The 21,431-nt window shown below is 44.9% G+C and carries 19 protein-coding genes; 6 read left to right on the top strand and 13 right to left on the bottom strand.

The window, feature by feature from the left end; all coding sequences use genetic code 11:
* Nucleotides 1-43: 43 nt before the first annotated feature.
* From EBO34_RS10805 to EBO34_RS10835, 7 genes are all read right to left on the bottom strand, one after another.
* Nucleotides 44-232, bottom strand: coding sequence for a hypothetical protein (locus tag EBO34_RS10805; RefSeq protein ID WP_122898121.1), 189 nt, complete (start codon nt 230-232; stop codon nt 44-46).
* A gap of 156 nt (nt 233-388) precedes the next feature.
* A complete protein-coding gene (locus EBO34_RS10810) occupies nt 389-3,181 on the bottom strand; it encodes a DNA translocase FtsK (protein ID WP_122898123.1) in 2,793 nt (930 codons plus the stop codon).
* Nucleotides 3,182-3,574: 393 nt separating this feature from the next.
* A complete protein-coding gene (locus EBO34_RS10815; protein ID WP_122898125.1) occupies nt 3,575-3,841 on the bottom strand; it encodes a DUF4479 domain-containing protein in 267 nt (88 codons plus the stop codon).
* A gap of 15 nt (nt 3,842-3,856) precedes the next feature.
* Nucleotides 3,857-4,654 carry a DUF1444 domain-containing protein gene (locus tag EBO34_RS10820; protein ID WP_122898127.1) on the bottom strand — a complete coding sequence of 266 codons (798 nt, stop codon included), beginning with the start codon at nt 4,652-4,654 and terminating at the stop codon, nt 3,857-3,859.
* Nucleotides 4,655-4,928: 274 nt separating this feature from the next.
* Nucleotides 4,929-5,249 carry a thioredoxin family protein gene (locus tag EBO34_RS10825; protein WP_122898129.1) on the bottom strand — a complete coding sequence of 107 codons (321 nt, stop codon included), beginning with the start codon at nt 5,247-5,249 and terminating at the stop codon, nt 4,929-4,931.
* An 11-nt stretch (nt 5,250-5,260) separates the two neighbouring features.
* Nucleotides 5,261-6,271, bottom strand: a complete 1,011-nt coding sequence (locus EBO34_RS10830) for a PTS sugar transporter subunit IIC (protein ID WP_122898131.1) — start codon at nt 6,269-6,271, stop codon at nt 5,261-5,263.
* Between the two features lie 108 nt (nt 6,272-6,379).
* A complete protein-coding gene (locus EBO34_RS10835; RefSeq protein ID WP_122898133.1) occupies nt 6,380-6,892 on the bottom strand; it encodes a hypothetical protein in 513 nt (170 codons plus the stop codon).
* A 172-nt stretch (nt 6,893-7,064) separates the two neighbouring features.
* Here EBO34_RS10835 and EBO34_RS10840 point away from each other — a divergent pair, with 172 nt between their 5' ends.
* On the top strand, nt 7,065-7,511 hold the full coding sequence (locus EBO34_RS10840) for a YtoQ family protein (RefSeq protein WP_122898135.1): 447 nt from the start codon (nt 7,065-7,067) through the stop codon (nt 7,509-7,511).
* Nucleotides 7,512-7,702: 191 nt separating this feature from the next.
* Here EBO34_RS10840 and EBO34_RS10845 read toward each other — a convergent pair whose 3' ends face one another.
* Together EBO34_RS10845 and EBO34_RS10850 are read right to left on the bottom strand one after the other, a co-directional pair.
* Nucleotides 7,703-8,215, bottom strand: a complete 513-nt coding sequence (locus EBO34_RS10845; protein WP_122898137.1) for a DUF84 family protein — start codon at nt 8,213-8,215, stop codon at nt 7,703-7,705.
* Nucleotides 8,216-8,275: 60 nt separating this feature from the next.
* Entirely contained in the window at nt 8,276-9,349 is a 1,074-nt protein-coding gene (locus tag EBO34_RS10850; RefSeq protein ID WP_122898139.1) for a M42 family metallopeptidase, read from the bottom strand.
* A 228-nt stretch (nt 9,350-9,577) separates the two neighbouring features.
* Between EBO34_RS10850 and EBO34_RS10855 the strand changes: the two genes are divergently transcribed.
* From EBO34_RS10855 to EBO34_RS10865, 3 genes are all read left to right on the top strand, one after another.
* On the top strand, nt 9,578-9,898 hold the full coding sequence (locus EBO34_RS10855; RefSeq protein WP_122898141.1) for a PepSY domain-containing protein: 321 nt from the start codon (nt 9,578-9,580) through the stop codon (nt 9,896-9,898).
* A gap of 253 nt (nt 9,899-10,151) precedes the next feature.
* Entirely contained in the window at nt 10,152-12,539 is a 2,388-nt protein-coding gene (locus tag EBO34_RS10860) for a S8 family serine peptidase (RefSeq protein ID WP_429699425.1), read from the top strand.
* Nucleotides 12,540-12,853: 314 nt separating this feature from the next.
* Nucleotides 12,854-15,280, top strand: coding sequence for a S8 family serine peptidase (locus EBO34_RS10865; RefSeq protein WP_346725801.1), 2,427 nt, complete (start codon nt 12,854-12,856; stop codon nt 15,278-15,280).
* 473 nt (nt 15,281-15,753) lie between these two features.
* Here the strand turns inward: EBO34_RS10865 and EBO34_RS10870 are convergent, their stop codons facing one another.
* Both EBO34_RS10870 and trmB read right to left on the bottom strand, forming a co-directional pair.
* Nucleotides 15,754-16,605, bottom strand: coding sequence for a YtnP family quorum-quenching lactonase (locus EBO34_RS10870; protein WP_122898696.1), 852 nt, complete (start codon nt 16,603-16,605; stop codon nt 15,754-15,756).
* A 70-nt stretch (nt 16,606-16,675) separates the two neighbouring features.
* Nucleotides 16,676-17,317, bottom strand: a complete 642-nt coding sequence (gene trmB, locus EBO34_RS10875; RefSeq protein WP_122898145.1) for a tRNA (guanosine(46)-N7)-methyltransferase TrmB — start codon at nt 17,315-17,317, stop codon at nt 16,676-16,678.
* A gap of 144 nt (nt 17,318-17,461) precedes the next feature.
* Here trmB and EBO34_RS10880 point away from each other — a divergent pair, with 144 nt between their 5' ends.
* Together EBO34_RS10880 and EBO34_RS10885 are read left to right on the top strand one after the other, a co-directional pair.
* Entirely contained in the window at nt 17,462-17,785 is a 324-nt protein-coding gene (locus EBO34_RS10880) for a hypothetical protein (RefSeq protein ID WP_122898147.1), read from the top strand.
* A gap of 67 nt (nt 17,786-17,852) precedes the next feature.
* Nucleotides 17,853-18,152, top strand: coding sequence for a YtzH-like family protein (locus tag EBO34_RS10885; protein WP_122898149.1), 300 nt, complete (start codon nt 17,853-17,855; stop codon nt 18,150-18,152).
* 54 nt (nt 18,153-18,206) lie between these two features.
* On the opposite strand, the gene EBO34_RS10890 is transcribed toward EBO34_RS10885, so the two are convergent.
* Nucleotides 18,207-18,995, bottom strand: coding sequence for a phosphotransferase family protein (locus EBO34_RS10890; RefSeq protein WP_236784805.1), 789 nt, complete (start codon nt 18,993-18,995; stop codon nt 18,207-18,209).
* 182 nt (nt 18,996-19,177) lie between these two features.
* Nucleotides 19,178-21,283 carry a type I pullulanase gene (gene pulA, locus EBO34_RS10895; protein WP_122898151.1) on the bottom strand — a complete coding sequence of 702 codons (2,106 nt, stop codon included), beginning with the start codon at nt 21,281-21,283 and terminating at the stop codon, nt 19,178-19,180.
* Nucleotides 21,284-21,431 lie beyond the last annotated feature (148 nt).

Here is a 21,431-nt window from a genome sequence, read left to right on the forward strand (position 1 = left end):
GAGGGAATCTGCGCCGGCTTGCCCCGGCGCAAGTTCAATCCTCTTAGTGGTATATTGCATGCTGCCTTTTTTCATTAATGACAGCTTCTACAATTTCGATCAAATCCTCTTCACTTACGCAACTGATGCCGTCACGGATGACGACCAGCTGTAGTTGCTCTTCTTCCTTTAACATGCGAAGCCAATGCGGTGAAACAAATTGAACTAGGTTAACCAATGGAAGGTGCTCCATGTCGATCCCTCCTGTGACTAGTTTTTTGTTACCTTTGCTTGTTCTTCATGCTACGGAACGTGCAGATTCACTTGTGCGTAAAGAGGATTTAATGGAACGGTAAGCTCCATTTACTAGCTATTGTATATAAAAAGAGTAAAAGAGTGTAGTCTTAGTTTACCCTTTTTCTACAAAATTTTCATCCAGCTCTTCATGAGTCAGGTATACATCGCGGGGCTTACTGCCTTTTGATGGTGAAATAATTCCCCGCTCTTCAAGCATATCAATCAGTCGTGCTGCCCGGTTGAATCCCATTCTGAAGCGGCGCTGAAGGAGTGAAGAAGATGCTGCCTGCTGATCGATAATAAACCGGCACACCTCTTCAAACATCGGATCATCAGCATCATGGGCCTCCTGTGCCTGAAGTTCTTCTCTTTCAAATAAGAAACGTGGCGGACCACTTTTCTTCACATGCTCTGTTACACGCTCAATCTCATCGTCCGATACAAAGGCTCCCTGGAGACGAACGGATTTGGATTCACCGTTCCCTAAGAATAGCATATCTCCTCTTCCAAGTAACTTTTCGGCTCCTGAGGCATCCAGTATTGTTCTTGAATCAGTCTGTGCGGATACAGAGAACGCAATTCTTGTCGGGATGTTGGCTTTAATAAGACCCGTGATTACATCTACAGAAGGACGCTGGGTAGCCACAAGAAGGTGAATACCGCAGGCTCTTGCTTTTTGGGCAATCCTGCAGATTGCTTCTTCTACATCCTGCGGGGAAACCATCATCAGGTCAGCCAGCTCATCTACTACAACGACGAGGTAAGGAAAAACCTGACCTTCTTTCCCCTGTTCCCTCATTTTTTTATTATAGCGCGTTAAATCCCGTGAGCCTGTTTCTGCAAAGCGCTCATAGCGGCGCTCCATTTCTTCTACCGCCCATTTCAGGGCCTGTGTCGCTTCCTTCGAATCCGTTATAACCGGAGCAGCAAGATGAGGAATACCGTTATAAGGAGCGAGCTCCACCATTTTCGGATCGATCAGCAAAAAGCGTACATCTTTAGGGGAGGCTTTGTACAACAGGCTGAGAAGTATGGCATTTACACACACACTTTTACCGGAACCAGTAGCACCCGCGATAAGCCCGTGCGGCATTTTCTGCAGATCTGTTACGATCGGCTGCCCGGCGATGTCGACACCGAGAGCCGCAGTTAAAGGGGACTCACTTTGAATATACGAACGACTTTTCAAAATATCACGTAAAAAAACCGGATCGGACTTTCGGTTCGGCACTTCTATGCCGATTGTGTTCTTCCCGGGTATCGGTGCTTCCATACGTATATCCTTTGCTGCCAGGCTTAATTTAATGTCATCCTGGAGGTTTGTAATTTTACTTACTTTCACCCCAGGCTCAGGATGGACTTCAAAACGGGTGACGGAAGGTCCCCGTGTAACATTTACAACTTTGGCACGGACATTGAAATATTCAAGCGTCTGGTTAAGAAGGGTGGACTGTGCCGTGAGTTCCTGGTCGTCCTCTTCACTCCGTTTAGGCGGTACTTCAAGAAGATGAAGCTCAGGAAGTCCGCCCTTGCCTCGATTCTGCTTCTCTTTTCGCTCGTGCTTCACTCTGTCACGTTGAAACATAAGAACATTAAATGGAACTTGAGAAGGCTGGTTAGTCCGTTGTTCTTTTTTGGCCGGCTTTTCTGCAACTGCGCGCTGTGTTTGTGGAGCCTGCTCTATAGGCTTCTGTTCTATCACTTCAACTGAAGCAGCTGCCTCTGAAGTGTAATCATCCGTTGTTTCCCGGCTGAAATCGTCTGAAGAAGGAAAGTCGGTATTCTCCATGGGCTCTTCATGTATGTCTTCATCCTCATCCAGCACGGGTTGATTATCCCGTTCAGCCTGAACGACACCTGCTGAAGAACCACTTGGCGCATTGTTCTGATTATCTTCATTAACTGTGACGGGCGTCTCTGCACTCATGTCCCGCTCTACTGATTGATCATGACCGATGTCCTCTGAAGGGGTGGTGAAGGTACCTTCGTGGATGTCTTCTTCCGGTTTTTCAGCGACTTCTTCTGTTATCAGGCGGGAAGTGTCCTGTTCTGCTGATTCCGGCTCTTCACCTGAATGACTTGCGGTCATTTTATCTTCATATACTTCATCATTTTCCTCAGTTGCTCCAGGTTGTTTTAACGAGGGCTCTTCAATGATCTCTTCTTCTGACTCAAGTGAATTTGTTCCTCTTGGGCCCGGCTCTTCTGAGTCAATGATTTCTGCTTGTTCTGCTTCTGTAAGAACATTAGAAATCGTTTCATGATCAAGGCCGGTTTCCTTTTCCATTTCTTCAATGCTCTCTTTTCTCGTATCCTTTGGCTCAAGGCCTTCCAGACGCAAAAACTCATTTAACACATCTTCACGATACTTTTGAAGTGTTTCTTCCTCCCGCTCCCCAAAACCGAATATTGGAGAGGGAATCTGTCTTACCGAGAAGTCCCGGCCGCCAAACTTTGTTTTTCCTTCCGGCGTTTTTGAATGGTTTGAAATTGTTCCCTGAAACAACTTTTTGCTTTTTGCGTCCGGTTCGGGCTGTTGTATTTTTTGTTCCCGCTTAACCGGTTTTTTCCCGGTACTTTTCGTTTGTTGATTTTCCTCATGACTTACGCGCCGGCTTTTTGTTGAGGGCCTTTTCTTTTCTGACTGATCGTTATGTACATCTTTCCCGAGAGGTTCATCATCTTTTACTACAGGGAACCGGAATGCTCCGGTCTTAGGATACTGGTGTATTATTTTAGCTTCTTCCCCTTTATTCAAGGGGAGTGAATTTGTATTTTTCCTGAACGACGGCTTTGCACTTTTCCCTTTCGGCTCAGAAGTTGTCTTCTTCGGCTCAATTCCTTCATCATCTACTGAAAAGAGTCCTTTTACTTCGCCGATCCACTTTTGGAAATTAAATCCCATTCTAATCACACCTTTTCAATCTATGTCTGAGTCGTGTATGTCTAAGAAGCAGATAAAGGCTTCATCCCAATTTCATAAGGTAATCTCATTCTAACAGAAAAGCACTCATACCGGAGTCCTAATCCATGAAAGAGTATGTAATATCCACTTACCTGATCATGGATTGGCTTTGGCGTCGTAATCGTTCCGCGTGGCGTTTGTTTATTGCGGATTTGTGTTAATTTCTGCGTAAAAGATATGCCGGTTTTATATTAAGATATCACGGCTGAATGTTAAGATAACCAGATCCGCCTCCGTAAAATTGGAAAATGAGCTTTCAGACTGTTATAAACGAGTCATTACCAGCCAGCAAAACCAAAACCGGCATCGCTGGATGCCGGTTTTTACGCTGCTCTATATTCTTTCGTCAACCTTGTTTTGTTTAAGTGCAAGGTTCACCGCTTCTTTTATCTCGTCTGTAAAGGTAACTTCTCCTTTACCTGAAATTTCACCGTAACTTGAGAAGTCAAACACATTGTAGCCTGTTACTTCTTTTGAGTCTTTATCGTAAAAGCAAGTCACTCCGTTTATCCGTTTCCATGTCTCATTCTGTTTCTCTGTTTCTTTAAGCTTCAGAATCAGAATGTCACCGATTCCATCGAGATTATAATAGGCTTTCATATGTGCTTCCCTCCACTACTCTTTTGGCTTACGCTGGGCCAGAATGAAAATAGGCTCCAGCTCGCTTTTTTCATACATAAATGGAAGTGCTGTAATCGGTGATGTGCCTTTGGCGTAAAAAGAAAAAGCCATTTGGGCAAGGACATCATACCCTCGTTCATTCTGGATATCCCCGAATATGAGAACGTCCTGATGAGGAATCGATACAGTCAGCTGTCCTTTTGCTTTCTTGTCCATTTCTTTTAATAACGCCTCGTTTAAGATTCTGCTGGCATCATACCCGTCGTTCGTATTTACAAAATAAAATGTGTTGCCTGCCACAGTATCGGATTTCATCGGTGCTTTAAGGGAACGCAGATTGAAAAGGGCTGCCTCTTCTATTTCTTTTTGCGTGAGCTGTTCCTGAGCAAGGTGATCTTCATTTAGAAGTACATATGTTTTTCCCAGGTCAAAGGCATAGTAAACACGGGATTCAGCTGTGTGCTCCGACGACAAAAGCTTTACACCTTCAGAGCTTTCCTCTGGAAAGGATGTAGAACGAATCACCGGAAAGATCTGATTCTCTTTGCCTTTAACACCAACGGAGGTACTCATGGCGTTTACACCTTCACGGATATAATGAAGCACTTCATCGAGCGCTTTTTTCTCGTCTTTTTTAAATTTATCAGCTAAAGGATTCAAGGAGACCGTAATCCCTTTTTTCGTTTCTTTATCTGCCACTCTGTATGCTTCGTTATCTCGATTATAGGACGTAATAAATGGATCGTCCTTTAAATTTTCGTCGAGCAGTCGTTTAATTGCTAAAGGTTTCATAATATCCTCCTGTATTCACGGGACTATAACGTATTTTAACACGCGGGACCGGAGATAAAAAGCAATCGGAACTGCTTTAAACAGGGCAGGTACTTCTTTCTCACCAACCTGTTTTTGAATATAAGAGGCTGGGACAGAAGTGTTTTAGTCAACGGGAATCCGAACGCATCATATGCGGTGTAATTAAATCGCTCCTTAAATATACTTCGCTATGTTAGCGCATTGTTCGGATTCTCAGCTAAACCCTTTCTTTATGTCCCAGCCTGGCTTCGCTTTACTTTTCCATTGCTTCTTCAATAAACCGCTCGATTTCCTCACGTGTTTTACGGTCTTTACTTACAAACCGGTCTGCTTCCCGGCCGTTTTTAAATAAGAGAAAGCTCGGGATACCGAAAATTTCAAGTTCCTGGCACTGCTCGATAAACGTATCCCTGTCCATTTTATAAAAAGACAGATCGGAGAACTTTTCCTCAATCGCCGGCACTTCAGGCTCGATTACAACACAGTCCGGGCACCAGCCAGCCGTAAACATAATCACTGCCCCGTCTTCTTCCTTTACTTGTTCAAATTGGTCAACCGTCTGAATGGAAATCATATAAATTCCTCCTAGGATTGGTTAATTTTCATATCTCCGAATTGGATAACGCCTCGGTTCCTCAGATACTCCGATAATAAAATACTTATAACAGCAGGTCCAGCAATGTGCAGGAGAACAACCATAAGAGCAACCTCAGCTGTAAATCCCATCGTATTAAATGCCATGATCTGTCCTACAAAACCGCTTGTGCCCATGCCGGCACCTTCTTTGGAATTTTCCATCTGGAACACAACGGTCGACAACGGACCGAGAATGGCCGCGGTCATGGTAGGAGGCAGCAGAATCCACGGATTTTTCACCACATTGGCAATCTGGAGCATCGATGTCCCTATGCCGAGAGCTACAATGCCCGACCATTTATTTTCTCTGTAGCTGCTCACGGCGAAGCCAACCATCTGGGCCGCACAGCCGACAGCTGCTGCACCGGCGGCAATTCCTTCAAGACCGAGCATGATAGCGATAGCGGCACTGGATATGGGGGCTGTTAAAGCAAGGCCCATTAAAACAGCCACAAGAATCCCCATTAAAAACGGCTGCTGTTCAGTCGCCCACATGACGAGCTGTCCGAACTGCCCCATGCCTGTCTGGATGCCTGGACCGATAAAGGTGGCAGCCCCTACACCGGTCAAAATGGTCACAAAGGGAGTCACAATAATATCGATCTTCGTTTCTTCTGATACAAGCTTGCCGAATTCGGTAGAGATCAATGCGGCAGCAAAAGCACCCGCCGGGCCCCCAAGCTCTGCTCCGGCAGCACCGGATATTACCGCCGCAAACAATACGAGTCTCGGCGCTTTTAATCCATAGGCCACTGCTACCCCGATGGCCGGTCCCATCAGACCCATAGCGGTTGTACCCACAGACTCAAGCCAGGAAATATGCAGCTGAATCCCTGCCGTCTGGATGATCAATCCAATAATCAAAGATGAAAACAACCCAAGAGCCATATAGCTGAGGGCATCAATAATGTATCGCTGGAAAGAAGGCTCAACGCCTTTTTTCCTCAAAAAGTCCCGCATAGTCTGTCACCTTTCTTACTTTTATGTAGATGTATCTGCTGAACAACCGGGCTGGTTCTTGATGGATAAAAAAAAGAATAAGAGGCACCCCCTTATTCTATCGAATTCCTATTTAGTTTGCACAGATTGTACCATTTCAAATAATAATTCTGCATCCTCATTTACATCTCCGAGGGTGCTGATCGCAGTCCCTTTTACACCATTATATCCGGCGATAACCTGATATTCCACTTCATCCATTTCCTGAATGATTAGATAGCCGCGGTTGCCGTTTTCATGATGCAATTGCACATAGTCAGGCTCCCCTTGAATGCGCTGGGCTTCGAGGAGTTCTTCTTCATTTTCAAACTCTCCAGCATCACCGGAAAAAATTAAATAGGTTGTATCATCGTCACTCAGAACAAGATTGTACAGGTCTTCATCTTCAACTGAAAGATGGCCTGGTTTATATATAGATAAATAGTCGTTTTCGTAATTGGTTTCCCCAGGGTCTGCTTTCATTTTAGCTTCAAATGTATCATCTGCGCTGGTCATTACTGCTTCTTCAGAAACAGAACAAGCAGCAAAGGCAAACAGTAAAGACGCTGCCACAAGCAACCCTGGTCCCTTTTTTAAAAGCACAACATTGTACCTCCCACTTTAGATTCATTTTATATGATATACCTAACAAAAAACAGCTGACAACCCTTTTTCGACAATTTGTGCAGTAGAAAGGTTTTCCTTATCCTTTGGCATAATGCTTGTAAGCGGTTAAAATGAGGGTGTTGATTAACTTATCAGAGGAGTGACTGTGATGGAATTAACCGTTTATCTGGCAGGACAAATTCATGACAACTGGCGTGAGGAAGTAAAGAGCAAAGCAAAAGACCTTCAGCTTCCATTAAACTTTGTCGGACCGATGGAAAACCACTCAAGGTCTGATGATATCGGTGAAGAAATTCTTGGGGAGCAGCCTGATGCGATTTACAAGGACGACCGGGCTTCAGACTTCAACAACCTGCGTACCCAGGTCCTCATGGGAAAATCAGATATTGTTATTGCCCTTTTTGGTGAAAAGTACAAGCAGTGGAACAGCGCAATGGATGCATCTGCAGCCATCGCTCAAAACAAACCGCTTATAATCGTTCGTCCAAAGGACCTGCACCACCCGTTAAAAGAACTCTCAAACAAAGCGAACGTGACTGTCGAAAACGTCGATCAGGCACTTCAGGCGATTCAGTACATTTTTGACACGGAATAAATGAAAAAGTCATGAGGTTCGTTGTGAGCCTCATGACTTTTTATTTACTGACTGCAGTTCTGAAGGCGGTTATTCTTTTGATATTGAATTTAATACTATCAAAAATCTAAATAATACTATCAGAAAAGCAATTATTACTATCAAAAATCGTATTATTTCTTTTTCACATCAAAATAGGTACTCGTCACCGCTCAAAAAAAATCTTCGTTATATAAAAACTGTCCATACAGAAGCTTCACAACGTGACTGAACATTTCGGACCGGGAAACCATCCCCCGGGTCAAAATCCCGATCGTTCCTTCCCCTTTTCTAACGTCCGTCTGATTGGCATACTCGTCGATGACCTTCCCGAGTTCTTCACCGTTGCGGACTTTAGCCGCGATTTCTTCAGGAAGCGGGATACGTGCACCACCTGCTACATATATATCGCCTGACCTTGTAGCCAGGGATCCCCAGTTACACAGCAGCATTTCTTCTTCCGTATCAATAACGCCGCCTTCAAGGCCGATTCCAATCTCAGCTCCCTTTTCAACTAAATACCTCGCTCTGTTTATGGCACCGGTCCTTGTCTCTTCATCTGAAACAGGCTGGTCTGAAACGGCAGACGGTGCTTCTTTGCCCGTAACTGCAAAGTCGTCCTTAAAAACTTCTCTAACTGCATTGATTTTGGCCGGATTTTTTGATCCGACAACCACTGTGTGCATAACGATGCCTCCATAAAGAGAAGCTGCCTCTTTTTTAAGAGACAGCTCTCACAATTTGTTTTATGAATTGGAACGAATGGACTCCACTGTTGTGCGATCCATTTTTCTTGCAAGGGTTGTAATCAGCTCTTTTGCCGCTGCGTAATCGTCCACGTGTACGATGGAAGAAGACGTGTGGATGTAGCGGGAGCAGATGCCGATAACCGCAGATGGCACACCGCTTCCTGAGGTGTGAACGCGCCCGGCATCGGTTCCTCCTTGGGAAATAAAGAACTGATAAGGAATGTTGTTGGATTCTGCAGTGTCCAGGATAAACTCTCTCATCCCGCGGTGAGTGATCATCGTACGGTCAAAAATACGAAGAAGGGCTCCTTTTCCAAGGTGGCCGAATGCGTCTTTTTCTCCGGAAGCATCGTTTGCAGGACTAGCATCCATTGCGAAGAAAATGTCCGGTTCGATCATGTTCGCAGCTACCTGGGCACCGCGAAGTCCCACTTCTTCCTGCACCGTTGCCCCTGAATAAAGGATATTCGGGGTCTTTTCATCTTTAAGCTCTTTTAAGAGCTCAATGGCAAGACCGCAACCGTAACGGTTATCCCATGCTTTCGTAAGGATTTTTTTCTCGTTTGCCATTCGTTCCATCGGACATACCGGCACGATCTGCTGCCCGGGCTTGATCCCGATTCGCTCAGCATCCGCACGGTCATCGGCTCCGATATCAATGTACATATGCTTAATATCCATCGGCTTTTTACGCTTCGCTTCATCAAGAAGGTGTGGAGGAATTGATCCTACAACCCCTGTTACAGGACCGTTTTCTGTAATAATGTGCAGGCGCTGGGCCAGAAGTACCTGGCTCCACCAGCCTCCAAGGGTCTGGAAGCGGATAAGACCTTTGTCTGTGATCTGGGTAACCATAAAACCGACTTCATCCATGTGGCCTGCGACCATCACTTTAGGCCCGTTTTCGTCCCCTTTTTTTACTCCGAAAACTCCGCCGAGCCCGTCCTGAATAACTTCATCACTGTACTTTTCAAGCTCTCTCTTCATATACTTACGAACCTGATGTTCAAATCCAGGTGCCCCTGGAAGCTGCGTAAGTGTTTCAAACATTTGATACGTTTCCTGATTCATAATTATCCCCTTTCAGGTTTCACTCTTATGTACTATCTTCTAGTTTACCGAAATCGTTAAAATGTTTCCACTTTTTCGCCGGACGAAAGAATTATAAAGAAATTTGCTCCTCTTCCCCTTTCATCATTTGGCATTTTTTTCTCCATTCGCTATACTAAGTTCAGGCACACAATTTGGTTATGAATACACACGTTAAAAATACTATTCCCATTTAGGATGGTGAGTGAAATGAGTTGGAAGCGTTTCATTGCAGGTGTAGGAGTCGGCGTCGCAGTAGCGTGGTTTGCCAAAGACCAGCTGGAACAGACAAGCTGCAACCTGTCACCTGAACGAGCACTGAAATTAGTTAAACGGAAAATGAAAGATTTCGGAACTATTGACGGATCATGGATTCACATGATGGCAGAAGAGTTCCACAATGATAACCTTACGTATTCTGTCTACCGGGGCGGCGTTTCATGTACAATCGACGGCCACCTTCATGCTTTTGAATTTCTTGTTGATGCATCAACCGGTACGATTTTAAAACTGAAAAGACAGGATGACTGAGCCTCCTGATGAAGAAGAAGATCCCGTGCAAAAACGGGGTCTTTTTTGTATTTTACAAAAAATAGGACAAAATACCTTATTAAATTATCTGATTATTCATAATATTAGTTCTTCAGACACAAGGAGCAATTCACTTTTAAGAAGAAAGTATTATAGGCAAATGATTATTTCCTATATTTTGCGAAAGGAGGATATTTTTACAGAAAAACTGCGGTTTTGACCAAGTATATCTATCTATTTAGGGGGAATGAAAGTGAAGAGTAATTTGACACGGGTGATGATGTCGTTCCTGGCTGTTTTGCTGATTGTTTCAACCTTTGCGCCGTTTGGTTCTGCAAACAGTGATCGTGAACTTGAGATCGGTGAGCTGTTTGGAAGTTACGACCTTTCTTCAAGTGATGAAGTGACAGTTATTGTCGAGTTGGATGAGCCATCAATCGTTGAAGCAAAAAGTAAAGGTAAATCACAGACTAAAGGAAACTTGCAACGTGTGCGGGAAGACGTAATTGATGACGTACATAGTGCTGCTCCGAACAGTGAAATAAACCGCGAATATGATTATGTATTCTCCGGTTTCTCTGTACAGCTTCCGCAAAATGAGATTGGAAGTTTACTAAGTGTTGACGGCGTAAAAGCCGTTTACCCTGATGTTTTGTATCAGGTGGATGCGTTTGACCCGGAACTGATTGATTCTGAGTCATTTTCTCCAGCCATGATGGAAAGTGCACCTTTTATTGGTGCCGAAGAAGCATGGAAAGACCTTGGAATAACCGGTAAAGGAGTAACGGTCGCCATTATTGATACTGGAGTTGACTACACGCACCCTGACCTTGCCCACGCATTTGGTGACTATAAAGGCTACGACTTTGTTGACAATGACGAAGACCCTCAGGAAGGACCGGGTCAGTACCACGGAACTCACGTAGCTGGTACAGTGGCTGCAAATGGGGCTATTAAGGGAGTTGCACCTGATGCCAGCCTGATAGGGTACCGTGTACTTGGTCCTAACGGTGGTACCACTGCAGATGTCGTTGCCGCTATTGAACTCGCTGTTCAAGACGGCGCAGACATTATGAACCTTTCACTGGGAAATACATTGAACAACCCGGACTGGGCTACTTCCATCGCACTTGACTGGGCTATGGCTGAAGGGGTTGTTGCAGTTACTTCCAACGGAAACGCAGGTCCAAACAACTGGACTGTAGGATCACCAGGTACTTCTCGTGATGCGATTTCTGTAGGGGCTACTCAGCTGCCTTACAAAGTTTTCACAGCTGAAACCACTTCATCTGACGGCGTATCCTATGCTTCTTCAGCTGTACAAGGATTCCCTTCGGAAGAAGAACTGCTGGCTCTTAATGGACAGGACTTTGAACTGGTTGATGTAGGGTTTGGTTCTCCCGCAGAATTTGCCGGGAAAGATTTAGAAGGTAAAATCGCTTTAATCAGCCGAGGGGCAGGAATTCCTTTCGTCGATAAAGCAACAGAAGCCAAAAAAGCCGGTGCTGTCGGTGCTATTCTCTATAATAACGTAGCAGGATCGATGCCGCTTATTCCCGGTATGGATGTTCCTACAATTATGCTGAATCAGGCTGACGGGCAAGCATTGTTGGCAAAAGTAAATGATGTCACTGTTAGTTTTGATATCGAGTTTGCAGGTGCTGTCGGCGAAACAATGGCTGACTTCTCATCACGCGGTCCCGTAACGTTCACGTGGATGATCAAGCCTGACGTTTCTGCACCTGGTGTGAACATTGTAAGTACATTCCCTGGAGAGACATATGCTGCTCTTCAAGGAACGAGCATGTCAGCCCCTCACGTAGCCGGTGCTGCAGCGTTAATTCTTGAAGCACATCCTGACTGGAGTGTAGACAATGTTAAAGCAGCATTAATGAACACTGCAGAAGACATGATCGATCCTGCTACAGGTAAAAGCTATCCTCACAATACCCAGGGTGCTGGAAGTATCCGCGTTCTTGATGCGATCGAGACTGAAACACTCGTTTCCCCTGGATCTTACTCATTCGGTAAATTCGTAAAAGAAAGCGGCCGCCAAGTTGAGAAACAACACTTTGAAATTACGAATCTATCTGATGAGCGTAAACGTTACTCTATTGATGTAGAGTTCCACGATGAAGCTGCGGCTGATGGGATTAAAGTAAACACAAGTAACAACCTTCAAGTCCAGCCTGGTAAAACACAAAAGGTGAACATGAACGTTCAAGTGAATGCAAGCGGGCTTGAGGCAGGCTATTACGAAGCCACAATCACATTAACTGACGGTTCAGATGTTATTGAAGTACCTTCCATCCTCTTTGTAGGAGAGCCTGATTATCCGCGAGTTACCGGCGCATTTATGGGTAAAGAAGCTGACGGAAGCTACTATGTCGGTTCCTACCTTCCAGGTGGAGCAGATGTGATTGAGTATGATATTTACGTTCTCGGACCCGGAAATACAATTGGTGGTTTTGTAGATACGATTGGTTCTTTTGAAAATGTAGAAGCTCCTATCCATGAATTTAACTGGGATGGAACGGTCCAAAACGGAATTAATCTTCCAAATGGCCAGTGGGTTCTCGGTGTATACGTTGAAAAAGCCGGCGTAACAGAATATAAAGCCTATCTCGTAACAAAAAATTAACCACTTAACCTGAGAGACCGCCACGGCGGTCTCTTTTAATGTATATAAAACTATTGTACTAAATAAATTTTAGTATTTACCCAGTTTTATATAGTCATAAAGAACCACATCCCTTATATACCAAACTTTACCTCACATGTAATCATTTTCAGATTTTTCCCACATTTATTACTATTGTCGGACGACTCGACAATATTTTCCCTGTAAACTTTTAGTTAGACGAAAGATTTTGTCAATTAGGGGTGAGAAAAGTCGGTGTTTAATCTCCGCTTTTCAATAACCTACTATTCATCTTAGTATAGGGGGAATTGAACGTGAAATCATTTTTCACAAAATCCATGCTTTCGGTTTTAGCTGTTTTGCTCGTAGCCGGAAGTTTTGCACCACAAGGATCGGCCAACGCGTCCGGCAGTGAACCAGCTGAGCTGTTCGGCAGCTACGATCTGAGCTCTTCTGACAGTGTTACTGTCATTGTTGAACTGGACGAGCCATCTTTACTTGAAGCGAAACACACAGGTAAAGGACAGACAAAAGGCTATTTAGAACAAGCGCGTGAGCAGGTAAAAGAAGCTCTTGCTTCAGCTGCCCCAAGCAGCGAAGTGAACCGTGAGTACAATACAGTTTTTTCAGGATTCTCTGTAGAAGTAGCTCAAGATGAGCTTGCATCTTTATTAGCGCTGGACGGTGTACAGGCAGTTTATCCTGACGTACACTATGATGCGAATGAGTTTGACCCTGAACTCATCGACGAGGAATCTTTCTCCCCGGCAATGATGGACAGTGCGCCGTTTATCGGAGCGCCTGAAGTTTGGGAAGATCTTGGAGTGACAGGTGAAGGAATTACTGTAGCCATCATCGATACAGGTGTAGACTACACTCACCCTGACCTGCAGAGTTCTTTTGGCGACTACTTAGGCTATGACTTTGTTGATAATGATGATGATCCAAATGAAGGACCTGGGCAATACCACGGTACTCACGTTGCCGGAACTGTTGCTGCTGATGGCGGCCCGAACGGTGAAGGTATTGTAGGTGTAGCACCAGACGCGGATCTAGTTTCTTACCGTGTACTCGGACCAAACGGCGGAACAACTGAAGACGTTGTTGCTGCAGTTGAGCTTGCAGTACAAGACGGTGTTGACGTGATGAACCTTTCTCTTGGAAACAGCTTAAATGATGCTGACTGGGCTACGTCAATCGCGCTTGACTGGGCAATGAGAGAAGGTGTGGTAGCTGTTGTTGCCAACGGTAACTCCGGCCCGAACAACTGGACAGTCGGTTCTCCGGGTACCTCCCGTGATGCTATCAGTGTAGGGGCAACTCAACTGCCATACGATGCCTATAATGCAGCCATCTTCACTTCTGAAGGAGTAAGCTATCCTTCTGCTGAAATCATGGGTTATCCATCTGTTGAAGAACTTCTTGCCCTTGATGGTGAAGAATTAGAATTTGTTCACGTAGGTCTTGCAGGACCTGGTGACTTTGATGATGTGGATGTAGATGGAAAAATTGCTCTTATCCAGCGCGGAGAGTATCCTTTTGTTGATAAAGCAGCGGAAGCCAAAGATAATGGTGCTGTCGGGGCAATCATCTACAACAACGTTGCAGGTGTTCAGCCGGAAGTTCCCGGACTTGCAGTGCCGACAATTATGACAACATTGGAAGACGGTCAAAAGCTTCTTTCCGAGCTGGAAGCCGGCAACAACACAGTTACCTTTGATATTGAATTTGATCAGGAAGTTCCGGAATCCATGGCAGGCTTCTCTTCAAGAGGACCGGCTGCACCAACGTTTATGATCAAGCCTGACGTTTCCGCTCCTGGAGTTGGAATCGTAAGTACTATGCCTGAAGCATTCGGCTACTATGCTTCACTTCAAGGTACAAGCATGGCAGCTCCGCACGTAGCCGGTGTTGCAGCGCTTATTCTTGAAGCAAACCCTGAGCGTACACCACAACAAGTAAAAGCAGCGATTATGAACACAGCTGAACCTGTTTTGGATCGTGACGGCAATCCGTACCCGTTTAACTCTCAAGGTGCCGGAAGTGTCCGTCCATATGATGCCATTACAACTGAAACACTTGTATCACCCGGCTCTCACACGTTCGGTGTATTTGATAAAGATAACGGACGTCAGACAGAACGCAACCATTTTGAAGTAACAAACCTTTCTGACGAGCGCAAACGTTATGAAATTGATGTTACTTTCCACGGTGGTGAGGATCACATTAACGTAAACACAAGCAACAATTTGAACGTACATGCTGGAAGCACTCAAAAAGTAAACACTGTCGTTCAAATCAATGCTTCCGCTCTTGAAGCCGGATACTACGAAGCAACCATCACCCTCACTCACGGTGACGAAGTGATTGAAGTACCAAGTATCGCATTTGTAATGGAACCGGATTACCCGCGAGTAACGCATTTGTTCCTCGGTGTAAACCCTGATGGTACAATCGCGGGTGAAGCGTACTTACCCGGCGGTGCAGAGTACTTTGAGTTTTGGGTTTACAGAGATGGAGAGGAATATGAGTACATTGGTGCTCCTGTAACTGATGAAAACATCAGCGCAGGCTACTACCAATTCACTTGGGACGGGCTCGCTCCTGATGGCAGCGAACTGGAGCCAGGTGCCTACGATCTTTATGCTTACGCTGAAAAAGCAGGACAGTCTGATTATGCTTACGGCGGTACACTGACCATTGAAGAAAACGGACAAGTTGAACTTGACATTGCTCAATAACCTTAACGAGGAAGCCACACATGGCTTCCTCTTCTTTTTCACTCACGCTAATCTTGAGATATCGCAGTAATTCCTGTATTCATTCCCTTTTTTCCTTCAAATAGCCCGCAAGCCAGTCCGGCCCAACTAATTACCACAACAAAAAGAACCCCCTAAAGGGCTCCCGGATTCCGAGAAACCTATGTATTTTGGAGCTTGGATTTCTCGCTTCTTAAAAGAAGTTATAAATATTACTATCTCATAAAATACATCGTTGTTTTACAAACACGCTTGGTGTAATTAAAAAGAGTGATGCAGCCGGGATGTCCGAAGACTCCTGCGGTAGCAGGGGCCAGGCAAGACCCCACAGAGCGTAGCTCGAGGAGGCTTGCCGGCGTCACCGCGGAAAGCGAAGGACATTCCGGCTGCATCAACAATCTCCATTACTAAAAGGACAGCCTGAGAGCCCCCTGAAGGGCTCCATCATTAATCCTCTATTCATTTTCCCGGTTTCTGAGAACCGCTTCTTCAACCACATTCTCCTCATTCCACTTTAACGCACGGTATTTATAGTCGTGGTAAAACAGGAACCAGGCATCCGCCTCAATCGCTTCGCCGATATGGGCTTGTTTGGCCCCGATAGAGTCCATTGGGTAATCATCGTATGCCAGAACCCATAACGGGTTTCTGTGAGCGTGTGTAGGCATGATATCGGCCATATGAACGGCTCGTTCTCCTTCACTCTCCAGCTTAAGGATGCTGTGACCGTCACTGTGGCCTCCCGTGTGAACAAGGCGTACTCCCGGAACAGGCTCAACCTCTTCTTTATATGTCTGGACCTGGGAAACAATCGGCTCCCAGTTTTCCTTATAGTACGTCGCTTTTGAACGGATATTCGGAGCCTTCAGCTCTTCCCATTCCGTTTCGTTCACATAGTAAACAGCGTTAGGGAACACAGAGACCAGGTCTTCCCCAGCCCATTCCGACACCCCGCAGGCATGATCAAAATGCATGTGTGTCATCAAAACAATGTGGATGTCCTCAGTGGATAATCCAAGTTCCTTCAGATTTTCCTTCACTTTTGATTCTTGCTCAATTCCGAAGTTACGCTTTTGCTTGTCATTGAACTTCCCGTTGCCGATGCCCGCTTCAACGAGAATATTCTTTCCGTCCAACTGTATAAGCATCGGGTCGGTTCTCAGTTCGATCTGATTTCGTTCGTTTACAGGGTATTTCTTTTCCCAGAGCGGTCTCGGTACGACCCCGAACATGGCACCACCGTCCATGTGCGTGACGCCTCCGTTTAACCACGTAATCTTAATGTTGCCTACTTCGAGCTGTTCCAATGCCATCATTTCATCCCCTTGCGTAAATGTCATTCAGCGAATCGGAGTTCCGGCTGGCACCTGGCAGCGATTACTTTTTCCAGACAGCTTCAAGGCGGTAAATAGGATGGCCTTTTCTTGAGAACTTTTCTTCGTACTCCGTCATTACATTGCCTTCCAAGCCGTCTTCATGAAGGTCCAGGCTGATATTCTTTAACGCAAAGCCAAATTCCGAAAAGCTTTGAAGTGAATATTGAAACAAGATGCGGTTGTCTGTCTTGAAATGGACTTCTCCGCCATCCTTCAATATTTCTACATATTTCTTCAGAAATCCTTCATGTGTGAGCCTTCTTTTCGCATGGCGGTTCTTTGGCCACGGATCGGTGAAGTTAATGAAAAGACGGTCTACTTCATTTTCCCCGAAGAAGTCCGTAATTTCATTAACGTCCTCTTTGAGCATTTTAACGTTAGGGAGCTTCACTTCCTGCATGAGTTCCAATGCACTGATAATGACGCTGTCGTATTTCTCTATGCCAATCACATTAATATCAGGGTGCTGTTCTGCCATCCCTGTCACAAATTGTCCTTTTCCGCTTCCCACCTCTACGTACAGTGGTTTATCATTACTGAAATACTCATTCCACTTCCCTTTATAATCACCGGGATTGGGAATAATAAGGTGGGGATTGTCCGCTATTTCCTGCGGGGCCCAAGGTTTATTTCGAAGACGCATCGTTCATCGTCACTCCATTTCATTCTTTTTACCATACATAACAATACCACAATTTTTTCATTTATTCCTCACTGGCAGGGAAATGATTACATTGTTCAGAATAAAGGAATAGAACATCATAATCACAATTGAGGAGGATGCACAGTGACACAAAGCGAAACGATTACCAAACTTAGAAAAATGCTCATTCACATGAAAAATAGAGAGCACACATCAGATAACGACTTTAAAAAAATGCAGACCTATGTAAAAGAGCTCCGTGAAGAAGAAGTAAATGAAAACTTCGAGGGCAGCATCGTGGAAATGGATGCCTTCATTGATGAAAGAACAAACAGTTCCACCTTAAAAGAGCATATCAAACTTCACGAAATGAATATCGCCCGCTGGATTGAGGAACTCGAAATGCTGAAAGACGGGGACGGCGGTGTGACCATTGACTACGAACAGCGCGAAAGCAGGGAGATTTAGATACGAATAGAAATATGATTTTCACACAACCTAACGCTTAGAAGACAACATAAAGGATGTGTGAATCATGCCAATGAATTATCATCATCAGCTTCAGCTGCTTATAGACATTTTAAAAAACCAGGACAACGAGCATTACGGGTCCCGTGATGAATATGCCCAAATTGAACGGCTTGCTAAATCCCTTTTGAAGAACAAAGAAATTCAGGAAGAAATCCGTGACCTTCTTATGAACATTGAGCAGTACAGCAGCCGGCACCAGACAACAGGACAGCTTGAAGCTCTTAACAGCGAAGAGATCCAGCAGTGGATTCAGGGAATTGAAACATCGGAACACAGCTTTCTTTATCCGGACCGCCTGATGTAGAGCCCGTAAAAAAACCTTGTCTCCCGGCTTCGGGATGACAAGGTTTTCCTTTGTTTATACATTCACTTCATTTAACACGTCATAAAGCATGGTATTCCATTTATTTAACTCAACGACCTGCATTTTATCTTTATGCCACATCACGCTTTCGACGCTCTGAGCAATCATATACCAGCTCATGCGCTTCTCCAGATCTCTGGTTAATTCAGCACCGTAGGATGACAGCCACTGCTCCCACTCGTTCCTCGGTACATATAAGTACAATAATGCCGATAAATCAAGAGCAGGATCGGCTACGTTGGCACCATCCCAGTCAATCAGGTACAGAGAGTCATCTTCACTGACAATCCAATTGTTATGGTTCACGTCAGAATGACAAACCACATAGTCCTCAACATTTACTTCCTGTATATTGGAACGGAGCCAGGCGATGGCGTCTTTGACCACCGGGTCAGCCGACCCGGACTGCTTCGCCTTATCTTCAAGGTCTTCAAGGAAGCGACTCGCTGTTAAAGGTTCGTTGCCTAAACGCTTAAACATATCGAGAAGTTCTTTGGAACGGTGAATTTTCCCTAGAAGCCTGCCTATACGACGGGAATTCATATCGTAGGACTTTAATTCCCTTCCGTTCACCCAGCGCTGAGCGGTAATCACATCCCCGCTCTCGAGACGCTTCGTCCAAAGAAGCTTTGGAACAATCCCTTCTGCTGAAAGGACCGCCAAAAACGGTGAAGAATTTCGCTTTATAAAGATTTTTTGTTCGCCCTGTTCCGCAACATAAGCTTCCCCTGTTGCACCACCGGCAGGACGCAAATGCCATCCTTCACCCATCAAGTGTTTCAATCGTTTCACCCTCAATTTCATCGAATCCTGAATCACAGAAGTATTTTTCATCATATCACGAATTGTTTTAAATAAGAAGACACAAAAAGTCTTATATCATTGTAAAGAAGTTTTTCCTTTTCATCAAGAGTCTGTTCTACAAATTTCCTCTTGATTGACAGATCTTCATTAATCACATGATACTACCCGCGTGCTTTTTTCAGCACAACCAACTCGTAGGGTTCAATTTCCGAATGATCCCCGATGATAAAAGAGGTTGATGAAACGGTTGCTACATGATTACTGATCAGTTTATCCCACCGCCCCGGTGAAGGCAGATAAAGAGGAAAACGCTTTTTCGTCGGATTAATGAAAACAGCAATGTCTTCCGAGTCGCCGAGTAAAAGGTATCCAAACACAGGTGCCGGACTTTGCAGGATATGGAGGCGTCTTTGAATATCATTTTTATTATCAAGACGAAAAACAGGATACTCCCGGCGGATATTGATCAGAGACTTGATGAATTGAATATTTGCTTTCTCTGCTTCCCGTTGCGTCCAGTCAAGCTTATTAATGTCATCTCCGGATATATAGCTGTTTTCGTCTCCTTTTTTTGTTCTGAACCACTCCTGCCCTGCATGGAGGAAAGGAATGCCCTGACTCAGCAGCGTCAGTCCGGTAGCCAGCTGGTGTATCCGTTTTTTCTCTTCCTCGGTCTCTGTCTCATTTGTGTTTTGCAGGCGATCCCATAAAGTGTGATTATCGTGGCACTCTACATAGTTCACCGACTGCCCCGGGCTTTCCACCTTACGATCACCAAAATCATCACGGCAGGAGCCGGAAACCAGCTGTGGCAGCCGTTCAATAAAACGCCCGTGGCCATTGGCAAAACCTGCATCATGCATAAAGAACAATTGCCCTTTTATACTGTCCCGGTAAAAATCATTGAAGAAACTCACTCCGGGAAGATGGTAGGACTTATCCATCGTAGCTTTTTGCTCCGAATGAAGCGGTGTATCCAAGTCCCACCCTTCTCCAAGAAGCAGGATCGTCCGGTTGTATTCATTACAGAGAGTGCGGATCCCCCTCATCGTTGCGATGTCCATTGCACCCATAAGATCGAACCTGAAACCGTCCACCCGGTACTCATCAAGCCAGTATGCGACAGAATCCAGGATAAACTTCCGCACCATTTTCCTTTCCGTTGCCAGATCATTTCCCACACCAGTGCCGTTCCCCGGTGATCCGTCCCCGTGATACCTGAAATAGTAACCGGGAACAAGCTTATGAAAAGGAGAATCTTCTTTCACAAATACATGATTATACACGACATCCAAAATGACACTCAGCCCGTTGTTGTGGAAGGACTGAATCATTTCCTTACATTCGCGGATTCTTGTAAGAGGGTTATTTACATCTGTTGCGTAACTGCCTTCCGGAGCCTGAAAGTACAGAGGATCATACCCCCAGTTATACTGCATATGAGGCTCCCTCTCATCTACACGGGCAAAATCATTGACCGGAAGCAGCTGTACATGGGAACACCCCAGTTCTTTAATATAGGACAGGCCTGTCAGACTGTTGTCCTTTGTAACCGTATGTTCCTCTGTAAGACCTTTAAACTTCCCTCTTGCCTTGATTCCTCCGGCAGGGTCAATGGTTGCGTCCCTGATGTGAAGTTCATAAATAATCGCATCCTCAGCCCTGGTGAAATCAGGAGAGTCATGCTCTGTAAAATGATCTGGATTTGTTTTGTTTAGATTAACAACGACGCTTTCTTTACTATTTGCTGTAAGTGATTTCGCGTAAGGATCATTTACTTTGATTATTTTTCCGTTAATGGCCACCTCGTATTGATAGGGAACTTTATTCAAATCTCCCTTAACCGCAGTAAACCAAACCCCTTTTTTACTTTTTTTCATTTCAAAATATTTATTATTTAAATATAATTTTACATTCGATGCTGTAGGTGCCCAGACTGAAAACTTCGTCTGATCTTTTGAATAATGCGCACCTAATGCCGTATGGGTGTCTGTAAAGTGGTCCTCAAACCAATCTGTCCGTACTACAGACCCTGCAAATACAGGGAAGTGCTCATCTCCCCACACCAGTGTTGCTTCTTTCCCTACCGGCAGTGGTTCTGCGAACAGAATCGACGCAGTATGGGATAAGTGTGTCTCTTCCAGGCGTCCCCGAAGTTTGTTTCCTTCCCAGATCAACGATGGCGTTTTATCAAGCAGTGCATCAATATTGTCAGCGTTTACTGTTAGTCGTGTCACATCATCAATCCAAGCTACAGACTTTTCCAATGGGATTCCTCTTTTCACCTTGATTTTCTATTAATGTATACGATAAACCTCTTAATAAATAACTGTTTAATAAGGGCTGGAGACATATTTTCATATGATCTTATAATCCTTCTCTGATAATACCATAGCCATAATTCGGAACCTTCAA

The sequence above is a fragment of the Alteribacter keqinensis genome (genome assembly GCF_003710255.1).
Taxonomy (GTDB): domain Bacteria; phylum Bacillota; class Bacilli; order Bacillales; family Salisediminibacteriaceae; genus Alteribacter; species Alteribacter keqinensis.

Excerpts from the sequence above, each read along its gene's own strand:
- EBO34_RS10805 (WP_122898121.1), bottom strand. The coding sequence starts at position 232 with ATGGAGCACCTTCCATTGGTTAACCTAGTTCAATTTGTTTCACCGCAT.
- EBO34_RS10810 (WP_122898123.1), bottom strand. The coding sequence starts at position 3,181 with ATGGGATTTAATTTCCAAAAGTGGATCGGCGAAGTAAAAGGACTCTTT.
- EBO34_RS10815 (WP_122898125.1), bottom strand. The coding sequence starts at position 3,841 with ATGAAAGCCTATTATAATCTCGATGGAATCGGTGACATTCTGATTCTG.
- EBO34_RS10820 (WP_122898127.1), bottom strand. The coding sequence starts at position 4,654 with ATGAAACCTTTAGCAATTAAACGACTGCTCGACGAAAATTTAAAGGAC.
- EBO34_RS10825 (WP_122898129.1), bottom strand. The coding sequence starts at position 5,249 with ATGATTTCCATTCAGACGGTTGACCAATTTGAACAAGTAAAGGAAGAA.
- EBO34_RS10830 (WP_122898131.1), bottom strand. The coding sequence starts at position 6,271 with ATGCGGGACTTTTTGAGGAAAAAAGGCGTTGAGCCTTCTTTCCAGCGA.
- EBO34_RS10840 (WP_122898135.1), top strand. The coding sequence starts at position 7,065 with ATGGAATTAACCGTTTATCTGGCAGGACAAATTCATGACAACTGGCGT.
- EBO34_RS10845 (WP_122898137.1), bottom strand. The coding sequence starts at position 8,215 with ATGCACACAGTGGTTGTCGGATCAAAAAATCCGGCCAAAATCAATGCA.
- EBO34_RS10850 (WP_122898139.1), bottom strand. The coding sequence starts at position 9,349 with ATGAATCAGGAAACGTATCAAATGTTTGAAACACTTACGCAGCTTCCA.
- EBO34_RS10855 (WP_122898141.1), top strand. The coding sequence starts at position 9,578 with ATGAGTTGGAAGCGTTTCATTGCAGGTGTAGGAGTCGGCGTCGCAGTA.
- trmB (WP_122898145.1), bottom strand. The coding sequence starts at position 17,317 with ATGCGTCTTCGAAATAAACCTTGGGCCCCGCAGGAAATAGCGGACAAT.
- EBO34_RS10885 (WP_122898149.1), top strand. The coding sequence starts at position 17,853 with ATGCCAATGAATTATCATCATCAGCTTCAGCTGCTTATAGACATTTTA.